Here is an 11045-nt window from a genome sequence, read left to right as displayed (position 1 = left end):
ATGCGTCCCGATCGGCGCATGGTAGGCTCTGCCATGCGCCAGACAGCCTACACGATGCTCGCCAGCCCCATCGGCCCGCTCCTCCTCGGGGGAACCGATGACGGGTTGGCCTGCATCGGCTTTCCGAGCGGCAAGGGCGCCGTGACGCCGGGCGCGGACTGGCACCGGAACGACGCGGCCTTCGCCGAAGCGAGGGCGCAGCTCACGGCCTATTTCGACGGTCGTTTGACCCGGTTCGACCTCGCACTGGCGCCGCGCGGAACGCCGTTCCAGTTGACGGTCTGGCAGGCCCTCACGGAAATCCCGCCGGGCGAGACGATTTCCTACGGCGAACTCGCCCGCCGGATCGGGCGCCCGAGCGCGAGCCGCGCCGTGGGCGCGGCCAACGGCGCCAACCCGCTGCCCATCGTGGTGCCCTGCCACCGGGTGATCGGCGCCAGCGGGGCCCTGACGGGCTTCGCCGGCGGTGTCGAGACCAAGCGTTTCCTGCTCGCCCTGGAGGGCGGCCCGGCCGGGCCGGCACCCGCGCAACTCGGCCTGCTGTAAGGTATTCCTTCCCCGATCGCCCCAGGCGCCTTGTCACCGCAACGCCAGGATGCAATGAGCCCGGCCCGATGCTTCCGTGGTCCGTAGATCCGGGGTCACACGCCGGTCTGCATCGACGAGTGGCCGAACAAGGCGTGGGCGGGGCACCTCTGCCTCGGCTGGTCCGAGAGGATGTCGATGGCGGAGGCGCGTGCACGTTTGGGGCGGCTCGGACAGGATGCGGTGCGGCTCCTGCGCCCCCTCTGGCCGCTCGTCGCGGTCTCCTCGGTCATCGGCGCGGCGAGCGGGCTGGCGACAGCGGCGGTCCTGGCCCAGGTCAACACGGCGATCCACGCCGAGGGCGGCCTGCCGGAGAATTTTCTGGCGATCTTCCTCGGCCTCGTCGTCCTCGGCGTCGGCGGGTCCCTCGTCTCCGGGCTCGGCAGCAGCCTGGCGGGCGGGCGCATCAACGCGACCCTGAACCGGGATCTCGCGGACCTGATCCTGACCGCGCCGCTCTCCCGCATCGAACGGCTCGGCCGCCACCGCATCCTCGCCTCCCTGAACGAGGACGCCGGCACCCTCTCGCGGGTCATCGGGCTCCTGTCGGGCCTGATCATCCAGATCGGCGTGCTGACCGGCTGCCTCGCCTACCTGCTCTATCTCTCACCGACCCTGTTCGCGATCACCCTCGTCGGCTTCGGCCTCGGCAGCTACGGCGAGGCGGTCCTGCGCCGCCGGGCGATGGTTCATTTCCGAACGCGCCGGACCCTCGTGGAGACCCAGCAGAAGCACTATCAGACCCTCACGGAGGGGTGCCGGGAGTTGCGCCTCAACAAGGTGCGCCGCCTGCGCGTGCGCAACGTGGCCCTGGCCGGCTGCATCGAGGATCTGCGGCGCAACGCCTGGGCAACGCAGACGCTGTTCGAGTTCTCCTTCCTCACGAAGAAGCTCGCCCTGTTCGCCACCATCGCGGCCATCATCGCCTACAAGGCCGCCATCGGGATCGACAGTTCCGTCCTGTCGGGCTTCGTGCTGGTGCTGCTCTACGTGGAGACGCCGGTGAGCTATATCCTCGCCTGCCTGCCCGAGATCGGCCGCGCCGAGGTCGCCTATGGACGCATCGCCGCGTTCTCGGCGGACAGCGACGCCGCCGAGCCCGATCTCCTCACGCCGGCCGTCCCGCCCGTAGCGGACGCCATTGACACCATCGAATTGCGGGGCGTCAGCCACACCTTCCCATCTGTGGACGACGGGCCGGCCTTCACCCTCGGACCCCTCGACCTGACCATCCGGCGGGGCGAGATCCTGTTCATCGTCGGCGAGAACGGCTCGGGCAAGACCACCCTGATCAAGCTGATCCTCGGCCTCTACCCGCCGCAGACCGGCACGCTCCGCCTCGATGGCGTGCCGGTGACGGCGGAGACCCGCGACGCCTACCGCCAGCACTTCTCGGCGGTGTTCTTCGACTACACCCTGTTCGACGATCTGGTGATGCCCGCCGCCATCGGCCCGGAGGCGGGCCAGGCACTTCTCGAGACCCTCGATCTGGCCCGCAAGGTCGCGATCCGCGACGGCGCCTTCTCGACCACGGACCTGTCGGCGGGGCAGCGCAAGCGCCTCGCCCTGATCCAGGCCGCCCTCGAAGGACGCCCGGTCCTCGTCCTCGACGAGTGGGCGGCCGAGCAGGACCCGACCTTCCGGCGCCTGTTCTACGCCGAATTGCTGCCCGCCCTGAAGCGCCAGGGCCGCACCCTGGTGGTGATCAGCCACGACGACCGCTACTTCGACGCAGCCGATCGGGTGATCCACCTGGACGGCGGCCGCGCGACCGAGGCGCCGCGCGGGGCGCCGGCCCCGGCGAAATCCTACGGCTTCGGCAGCGCGTAGATGTTCACGTCGAGCTTCTCGTCGGCCTTGTCGTTGAGGTCGGTGACGTATTCCTCGATGAAGCGGTCCTGCACCACCACGTCCTTGGCGTCGAGGTAGGCGGTGAGCGTCTCGTAGGTGCCGTCGATCTCGTCGTAGGAACCCCGGTGCGGGAAGCGCAGGGCCTTGCCGCTCGGGGTGGTTCCGAAGCGCAGGCCGTCGGCCTCGGCGGGCTTCGGGTCCGGCATCGCCGCGATGGGGATCATCGCCTCGTACTGGAATCCGTCGTCGTCCGTCTTGGCGAAGACCGCGATGGGCCGGCCCGTGGGCGTGATGCCGGCCTTGGCGAGATCCGCCTCGATGCGCTGGAACGCGGCCTTCAGGCTCGGCACCGCCTCCTCCCATTTGGCGCGTCCCGACAGGATCGCGGCGGGTTTGGGCGGCAGGGACACCGCATCGACGTCGTTGGCGTCGCCGGGCGTCTCCACCAGGGTCTTTCGCGGCGCGGCCGTGGGGGGCGCGGCCGGGGCGGCGCCCGCCTGGGCGGGGACAGGCACGTCGGGCGTGCCCGGGCCGGCCGGGCCGGGCGTCGTGGTGGTGGGCAGGGGGGTGGCGACGGCCGGCGGCACCGCTTCCTGAGCGTGGGCGAGGCCGGCCGCGAGGCATCCGGCAAGGAGCGTCAGGCGAAAGCGAATCACGGCGGCGCTCCGGAGGATCGGCGGCCTCCCGGGGAAGCCGGGGGCAGTGGTCGCCAACGTAGTGACGAAGCCCGCCCCCCGCGAGGCGCATCGCGTGTCCGCGCGCACGAACGTGACCGGGCGCGGCGCTTCTGCAACGCAGCCCCCCGGCGGCCCCGCGTGCGCGGCCCCGGGCTTTCGCCTATATGCGGGGCCCGGGCCCTTCCACCGAGACAATCATCCGAAGAGACATGAGCGCACTCGCCCATCGACGGTTCCTGAAGATGAACGGCGCCGGCAACGCCATCGTGGTGCTGGACCTGCGCGGGTCGGACCTCACGGTCGCGGCCGGCGACGTCCGGGCCATCGCGAGGCACCCGGCCTCCGCCTTCGACCAGCTCATGGTGATCCACGACGCGCGCACCCCCGGCACCGACGCGGCCCTGCGCATCTACAACACCGACGGATCGGAAGCGGGCGCCTGCGGCAACGGCACCCGCTGCGTCGCCTACGCCATGCTCGACGACCCCGCCATGGCGCGGCCGGCCGAGAGCGGGCGCCTCACCCTGGAGACGCGGGGCGGCCTCGTGAGCGTCAAGCGCATGGCCGAGCGCGCCTTCACCGTCGACATGGGCCGGCCCAAGCTGAAGTGGGACGAGATCCCGCTCGCCGAACCGTTCCAGGACACGCGGCGCATCGAACTCCAGGTCGGCCCCATCGACGCGCCTGTGCTGCACTCGCCGGCGGTGGTCAACATGGGCAACCCGCACGCGATCTTCTTCATGGACCGCGACCCCGCGACCTACGACCTCGCCCGCATCGGCCCGATGCTGGAGAACCATCCCGTCTTTCCCGACCGCGCCAACATCTCGCTCGCCCGGGTGACCGGCCCCGACACCATCGTCCTGCGGGTGTGGGAGCGCGGCGCCGGCCTGACCCTGGCCTGCGGCACCGCCGCCTGCGCCACCGTGGTGGCGGCCGCGCGCCTGCGCATGATCGGCCGGGGCGCCACCGTGCACCTGCCCGGCGGCGACCTCGTCATCGAGTGGCGCGCCGACGACCACGTGCTCATGACCGGCCCCGTGGCGCTGGAATGGGACGGCACCTTCGATCCCGCCCTGTTCGCCGGGGCCGCCTGAATGGCGGTCGAGACCCTCACCTTCGGCTGCCGGCTCAACACCGTCGAGGCGGAGGTGATGCGCGGCCATGCCGCCCCCCATGCGGCGGACGACCTCGTCATCGTCAACACCTGCGCGGTGACGCAGGAGGCCGGGCGCCAGGCGCGCAAGGCCATCCGCCGGATCGCCCGCGACCGGCCGGCGGCCCGCATCGTCGTCACCGGCTGCGGCGCGCAGGTGGAGACCGCCCTCTACGCCGCCATGCCGGAGGTCGCCCGCCTCGTCGGCAACGACGCGAAGGGCCGGATGGAGACCTGGGCGCCTTCCCGCGTCCCCCCCGACCGCAATGCGGTGGACGACATCATGGCCGTGCGCACGGTCGCGCCCACCCGGATCGCCGCCATCGCGGGGCAGACCCGCGCCTTCGTGCCCGTGCAGAACGGCTGCGACCACCGCTGCACGTTCTGCGTCATCCCGTTCGGGCGCGGCAACTCGCGCTCCGTCGCGCAGGCGGACGTGGTCGATCAGGTCCGCCGCATCGTCGACCATGGCGGGCGGGAAGTGGTGCTCACGGGCGTCGATCTCACGGCCTACGGCCGCGATCTTTCGGACACATCGAGCCTCGGACGCCTGACGCAGGCGATCCTGTCCGGCGTGCCCGACCTCGCCCGCCTGCGCCTGTCCTCCATCGATTCCATCGAGGCCGACGACGCCCTCATGGATGCCATCGCCGGCGCGGCGCGGCTGATGCCGCATCTCCACCTCTCGCTCCAGGCCGGCGACGACCTCGTCCTCAAGCGGATGAAGCGTCGCCACACCCGCGCCGACGCGATCCGCTTCTGCGCCGAGGTACGCCGCCTGCGGCCGGAGGTGGTGTTCGGGGCCGACCTCATCGCGGGGTTCCCGACCGAGACGGAGGCGCAGTTCGTCCGCTCCCTCGACCTCGTGGTCGAATGCGGCCTGACCCATCTTCACGTCTTCCCGTACTCGCCGCGCCCCGGGACTCCGGCGGCGCGGATGCCGCCGGTGCCGGGGGATGTCGTCCGCGCGCGCGCCGCGCGGTTGCGCGCGGCCGGGGAAACGGCCCTGGCGGCGCATCTCGCGGCGCAGGTCGGGCGCACCCACCGGGTGCTGAGCGAGCGCGGCGGCATGGGGCGGACGGAGGGGTTCACCCAAGTGCGGCTAGAGCCGGACACCCCGGCCGGAGAGCTTCGGGACGTCAGCATCGCCGGCCACGACGGAACGATGTTGGTCGGGGCCTGACAAACCCTCCCCCCTCTGCGGGCTACGGGATTCACACGACGGTGAAGCCGGCGATTTCGACCGCTCGCCGAGCGGGTCCCGTGTGTCGGCGTGAAGCGCAACAGGCCCCCTCTCCTGAAAGGAGAGGGCTGAGGTGAGGTGAGAGGTCTCTCCGGAAAGGTCGTACACCTCACCCTGTCCCTCTCCTGGAAGGTGTTGGGGACCCGTGCCGCCCGCGAGAGGTGTGAATCCGGTAGCCTCCGCGGGAGAGAGCTATGTTCGGCCCGGAGCCGCTCGAGCACCGAAATTTCTTGACAATATTCCTATTTCGTGGTTCAGTCCGGGCACTCGCCTCCCACGCGGGAGGCCCCCCGGCGAACCGGGTCGGGGGGCTCGGGGGAGGAGACGGCGCCCCGCGTCGRTGGCCCGGTCTCGCCATCGCCCCGGGCCGCATCGGCGACGCAAGGTGTTCTGGACGGGGAGGAGCCGTGTTGAGGCGAGGAACCGGGACCCTGGAGCACGCACCGAAATTTCTTGACAATATTCCTATTTCGTGGTTCAGTCCGGGCACTCGCCTCCCACGCGGGAGGCCCCCCGGCGAACCGGGTCGGGGGGCTCGGGGGAGGAGACGGCGCCCCGCGTCGATGGCCCGGTCTCGCCATCGCCCCGGGCCGCATCGGCGACGCAAGGTGTTCTGGACGGGGAGGAGCCGTGTTGAGGCGAGGAACCGGGACCCTGGAGCACACCGAGACAACGGACGGTCCGCCCACTACGAGGCGGGCTCGGGGCTTGACCCTGATCAGTCGGCTGCCGCACCGGCGTTCCCGTAAGGGACGTCGCGTCGCGCGGAGGTGGGCCGCTACTAGCCGAGTCGCCGAGGCCGAGAAGACGCCGTGACGAAACGGATCGGTCCCGAAAGGGGCCGGGCCGGGGGACGCCGGGAGACCGGCTAAACTTACAAAAACAGGGTCTCGCGGCGTCCCGCGTCTCCCGTTTCCTCAGGCCGTCCCCCGCGCCGAACCGGCGGCGGGGCGCTNCGGGAGACCGGCTAAACTTACAAAAACAGGGTCTCGCGGCGTCCCGCGTCTCCCGTTTCCTCAGGCCGTCCCCCGCGCCGAACCGGCGGCGGGGCGCTGGCGCGTGGGGAGCGCCCCCGGAACAAGGGGCGGCGTCACGGCGCCAGCCAGGCGCCCGTCCACCCCGCCGCCCCGCGTTCCCACCCCGCCCGGCGGTGCCCGCGCCGGTCGAGGAACAGGAAGTCGAGGCGGGTCGCCGTCACCACCACGGCGCAGAAATTCGGGCGCGCGAGGTCCAGGTCGGCGCCGTCCTCGGGCTGGGTGTAGGCGTCGCCCGCGGGCAGCGCCGTGCCGGGGGCCGGAGCGATCCCGTAGCAGGTCCGGCTCATGACCCGCGAGGCGGCCCAGGCGGCCTCGGCCACGGCGTCGTCCGTGTGGAGGCGGGCCGGCCCCGAGACCCGGATCTGGATCTTCGAGGCGGTGTCGTAGCCGTGCAGGGCGGCCCGGCCGGTGGCGGCGATCTCGCCGGCCTTGGCCGAGCGGCGGTCGCAGTGGAACCGGAGCGTTCCCGCAGCGGGATCGGCTTCGCGCAGGACCACGGTCCGCACCTGGGGGTGCCCGCCGGCGTCGACGGTGGCGAGGGCCGGCATGTGGAAGGCGTTGCGGCGCAAGGCCGGCCCCTCGTGCAGGAGGCGCCAGAGTTCGAAGAAGCTGGCGTCGAGGTCGTCGTAGAACGCCGGCAGGGGCGCGAAGGCCGTCATCGGGCGCGCCGCTCGCGCAGGATGAGGACGACGTTGCGCAGGTAGATGAAGGTCGACAGCGCCTGCCCGAAGATGATCACGGGTTCGCGCCGCACGAGGCCGTAGACCAGGGTCATCAGGCCGCCCGCGATGGAGAGGAACCAGAACGCCAGGGGGATCACGCTGCGCCCCGCCCGCTCGGAGGCGAGCCACTGCACCACGAAGCGGGCGCCAAACACCGCCTGGGCGAGGATGCCGAAGACGAGCCACCCGTCGAAGCGCACCACGAAGACGTCGTAGACGTAGCCGCGGATATCCGCGGCGAGCTGGATCAGCATGGGGTCATGGTCCCGTGACGTCGGTGACCGAAGGCGTGACCCGCTTGCGGCGGATCAGCCACCACACCCCGGCGAGATCGAGGAGGCCGACCCAGAGCCGGTCGAACAGGCCGTATTTCGAGGCCCCGGTGAAGCGCGGGCGGTCGATCACGTCGCGGTGGACCACGGCGTAGCCCTCGCGGGCCACCAGCGCCGGCATGAAGCGGTGCAGCCCGTCGAAATACGGCAGGCGGGCATAGACCTCGCGGCGCACGAGCTTGTAGCCGCAGCCGGTGTCGCGGGTGGCATCCTTGAGGATGCGGACCCGCACCCCGTTGGCGATGCGCGACTGGAGGGTCTTCAACCGGCCGTCCTTGCGCCCGACGCGCTGCCCCTGGGCGAGGCCGACGCGCGGGCCGCCCTCCTCGAGGGCCGCCAGCAGGGTCGGCAGGTAGGCCGGATCGTTCTGGCCGTCGCCGTCGAGGAGGGCGCAGATCGCCCCGCGGGCGGCGGCGATGCCGGTCTGCACCCCGGCGGACTTGCCGGCCGTGCGGTCGTGGCGCAGCACCCGGAGCCAGGGCCGGTCGCGGCGGGCGAGGTCGAGGGCCGCGGCGGTGCCGTCGGTGGAGCCGTCGTCCACGTAGATCACCTCGAACGGCGCCAGGGACGCGCAGGCCGCGCCGATCTCGGCGACGAGGCTCGCGATGTTGCCGACCTCGTCCTTCACCGGCACGATCACGGAGAGACGCATGGGGGATTCCCGGGGGTTCAGGGCGTCGGTTCGGGGGCGTGGGCGTAGGCCGTGAGGTCGACCCTTCGTCCGCCGTTGATGTTGAAGCCCGAGACGGTGCCGACCGGGGCCGGCACGAACCCGACGCCCGCGGCGGCCTCGGCGAAGGCCGGGGCGAAGCGGCCCTCGACGTAGAGCAGGCGGCAGCCCTCGCCCCGGAGGAAGGCGGCGGCCTCGGCGGCCGTGTCCATCATCGCCAGATCCGTCCCGATGAGGAAGACGAAGCTCGGCTCGCGGTAGCCGAGGCTCGCCACCTTCGGCGCCGCGCAGGGCACGCGGTCGCGCAGGGCGGCGAGGCGGGGCGAGACCTTCAGGGCGGCCATCACCGGCTGGGTCAGGCCGAACACCGCCGGCGAAAGCAGGGCCGAGGCGAGGATGCCGAGGCACAGGGCCCGCTCCGCCGCCCCCCGGGCGAAGGCGCGCCAGGCGAGGAACGCCACGGCGCAGGCGGCCAGGAGCAGCGGCAGCCCGGCCCAGGGCAGCGTCCGGTCGTAGGTCCAGGCGAAGGCCGAGAGCCCCAGGGTCAGGCCCACCGGGATCAGCACCACGAGGCCGGCCGTGAGCCGCGCCCCCCGGCGTTCGGGGTCGAGGGCGCCGCGCGTCAGGGCGAGCACGGTGAGGATCGCGAGGGCCGGGAACAGGGGCAGCACGTAGTGCGGCAGCTTCGTCGGCACGATCTCGAACAGGAGCCAGGTCGGCACGATCCAGGCGAGGAGGAAGGCGATTCCCGCCTCGCGCCGGTTCGCCCAGGCGAAGGGCGCGCCGAGCGCCGCGAAGGCCGCGCCGGGCCAGAAGGTGCCGAACACCGCGAACAGGTAGGCGCCCGGTGGCGCCCAATGCTTCTCGGAGCCGCCCTGGACCTTGCTCATCATGTCGTGGCCGACGGCCTCGCCGTAGAAGGCGCCGCCGCTCTTCCAAGTGATGGCGACGAACCAGGGCGCCACGATGGAGAGCGTGAGCGGCAGGCCGAGGCCGGGCCGCAGCGCCTGCAGCCACCGGCCGGAGCGGGCGTGGAGCGACAGCACCAGGGCGGGCAGCCCACAGAACAGGGGCACCATCGGGCCCTTCACCAGGATGCCCACGGCGAGGCCGAGCCAGAAGGTCAGGACGGTGGCGGTGCCGAGGGTCCGGCCGGCCGATCCGTCGGCCCGGCCGAGCCAGGCCCGCGCCAGGGACCCGAAGGTCGCCATGGCGCAGGCACAGAGCAGCGCGTCGGTCTTGGCGAGGCGCGCTTCGGCGGAGAGCACCACGCAGGCGGCGAACAGGGCGGCGGCGAGCAGCGCGCTCCGCCGGGGCAGGAAGGCCAGGGCCGACCAGTAGGCGAGGAGCACCGCCCCGATGGCGCCGAGCAGCGAGGGCAGGCGATAGAGCGCGATGGTGGTGCGGGCGTTCGGGATGCCGAGGGCCTCGCCGGCCCCGACGAAGGCGGCCTGGGCCCAGTAGATCCCCACGGGCTTCTTGTGGCGCGCCTCGCCCTGGAAGCGGATGTCGACGAGGTCGCCGGTCTCCAGCATCTGCTTGGAGGCCTGGGCGAAGCGCGGCTCGTCCCGGTCCATGGGCTGGAGCGAGGCGAGCCCCGGCAGGAAGCAGACGAGGCAGAGCGCCACGAGGAGGGCACAGGCCCGGCCATGGCTCAGCGCCGCGGCGTCGAGGATCGCCTGCGGCCACGCGAACAGGTCGCGACGGCCCGGGCGAGACGCGAAGGCGCGGTCGGTCATGCGGGAGGACGGGCCGGAAAGGCGGGCATGCGGCTCCAGACTGGCACGCGCCCGGCGATTCCGGTCGATGCCGCGAAGGCCGGCGGTGTCGATGATGCGGCCCCGAATGTCAAATTCCGAACGGGCCCGGGCGGGGCCCGCGAGGAAGCGAGAAAAGCGGGCGCCCGGTCGTTTCGGTCCGGATATGATGGTGCGTGTGCGTGAGCCGGGGCGCCCCGCGAATCACGCACCCCAGAACCAGGGTCCTCACATGAGCCTCCACATCGGCCTCCTCGCCTTCCCGAACGTGCAGCAGCTCGATCTCACCGCGCCCTACGAGGTGTTCGCGATGATCCCGGGGGCGACGGTGCATCTCGTCGCCCCCGGCCTCGACCCGATCCGGAGCGCCACCGGCCTCGTGCTCGCCCCCACGGTGACCATGGCCGCGTGCCCGGTCCTCGACGTGCTGTGCGTCCCCGGCGGGGTCGGGGTGAACGCCCTGATGACCGATCCGGTCGTGCTGGCCTTCGTGCGCGAACGGGCGAAAACCGCCCGCTTCGTCACCTCCGTCTGCACCGGCGCCCTGGTGCTGGGCGCGGCCGGTCTCCTTCGGGGCCGGCGCGCCACCACCCACTGGGCCTCCCTCGACCTGCTCGCGGCCTTCGGCGCGACGCCCGTGGCCGAGCGCGTGGTGCGGGACGGCAACCTCGTCACCGGCGGCGGCGTCACGGCGGGGATCGACTTCGCCCTGGCGCTGGCCGCCGAACTCGTCGGTCAGGAGGAGGCGGAAGCGATCCAGCTCGGCCTCGAATACGCCCCCGCCCCGCCCTTCGACGCCGGCACGCCGGACACGGCGGCGGCGCCGGTGCTCGCCGCGGCCCGCGCGCGCCTCGCCGCCTCCCGGGCCGCGCGCGAGGCCCTGGTGCGGTCGATCACGGGCCGCGCGCCGGAGGTCTGGGGCAAGCCGGAATCCTGATCCGGACCGGGGTCCGGCCTTTGCGGGTTCTCAAGTATTCTGCCCGCAGGATACGGAGGACGGATCGCGCTATCCTGG

General features: G+C 72.4%; 10 protein-coding genes. 5 read left to right on the top strand and 5 right to left on the bottom strand.

Annotation, left to right across the window (positions count from 1 at the left end):
* Positions 1–33: 33 nt before the first annotated feature.
* Positions 34–546, top strand: a complete 513-nt coding sequence (locus tag ASG60_RS04350; protein WP_056358174.1) for a methylated-DNA--[protein]-cysteine S-methyltransferase — start codon at positions 34–36, stop codon at positions 544–546.
* A gap of 177 nt (positions 547–723) precedes the next feature.
* Positions 724–2415, top strand: coding sequence for a cyclic peptide export ABC transporter (locus tag ASG60_RS04345; RefSeq protein WP_056171358.1), 1692 nt, complete (start codon positions 724–726; stop codon positions 2413–2415).
* Here the strand turns inward: ASG60_RS04345 and ASG60_RS04340 are convergent.
* Positions 2394–3092, bottom strand: coding sequence for a GyrI-like domain-containing protein (locus ASG60_RS04340; RefSeq protein WP_056171306.1), 699 nt, complete (start codon positions 3090–3092; stop codon positions 2394–2396). The two genes, ASG60_RS04345 and ASG60_RS04340, sit on opposite strands and share 22 nt — an antisense overlap.
* 230 nt (positions 3093–3322) lie before the next feature.
* Between ASG60_RS04340 and dapF the strand changes: the two genes are divergently transcribed.
* Positions 3323–4210: a diaminopimelate epimerase gene (dapF, locus tag ASG60_RS04335; RefSeq protein WP_056384345.1), complete on the top strand. Its 888-nt coding sequence runs from the start codon at positions 3323–3325 to the stop codon at positions 4208–4210.
* Positions 4211–5452, top strand: coding sequence for a tRNA (N(6)-L-threonylcarbamoyladenosine(37)-C(2))-methylthiotransferase MtaB (gene mtaB, locus ASG60_RS04330; RefSeq protein WP_056384344.1), 1242 nt, complete (start codon positions 4211–4213; stop codon positions 5450–5452).
* Positions 5453–6602: 1150 nt separating this feature from the next.
* Here the strand turns inward: mtaB and ASG60_RS04325 are convergent.
* Genes ASG60_RS04325 through ASG60_RS04310 form a run of 4 tightly spaced genes read right to left on the bottom strand, consistent with a single transcriptional unit; the run spans position 6603 to position 10012 of the window.
* Positions 6603–7208 carry a pyridoxamine 5'-phosphate oxidase family protein gene (locus ASG60_RS04325; RefSeq protein WP_056384343.1) on the bottom strand — a complete coding sequence of 202 codons (606 nt, stop codon included), beginning with the start codon at positions 7206–7208 and terminating at the stop codon, positions 6603–6605.
* Positions 7205–7525 carry a lipid-A-disaccharide synthase N-terminal domain-containing protein gene (locus tag ASG60_RS04320; protein ID WP_056097410.1) on the bottom strand — a complete coding sequence of 107 codons (321 nt, stop codon included), beginning with the start codon at positions 7523–7525 and terminating at the stop codon, positions 7205–7207. Before ASG60_RS04320 ends, ASG60_RS04325 begins: the two co-directional genes overlap by 4 nt.
* Before the next feature lie 4 nt (positions 7526–7529).
* Positions 7530–8255, bottom strand: a complete 726-nt coding sequence (locus ASG60_RS04315) for a glycosyltransferase (RefSeq protein ID WP_056168039.1) — start codon at positions 8253–8255, stop codon at positions 7530–7532.
* A gap of 17 nt (positions 8256–8272) precedes the next feature.
* Positions 8273–10012, bottom strand: a complete 1740-nt coding sequence (locus ASG60_RS04310) for a glycosyltransferase family 39 protein (RefSeq protein WP_156398782.1) — start codon at positions 10010–10012, stop codon at positions 8273–8275.
* 250 nt (positions 10013–10262) lie between these two features.
* On the opposite strand from ASG60_RS04310, the gene ASG60_RS04305 reads away from it, so the two are divergent.
* Positions 10263–10967 carry a DJ-1/PfpI family protein gene (locus ASG60_RS04305; RefSeq protein WP_056384342.1) on the top strand — a complete coding sequence of 235 codons (705 nt, stop codon included), beginning with the start codon at positions 10263–10265 and terminating at the stop codon, positions 10965–10967.
* The last annotated feature ends 78 nt before the right edge of the window (positions 10968–11045 follow it).

The sequence above is a fragment of the Methylobacterium sp. Leaf469 genome (genome assembly GCF_001424745.1).
Taxonomy (GTDB): Bacteria; Pseudomonadota; Alphaproteobacteria; order Rhizobiales; family Beijerinckiaceae; genus Methylobacterium.
This window is presented reverse-complemented; position numbering and strand designations above follow the sequence as displayed.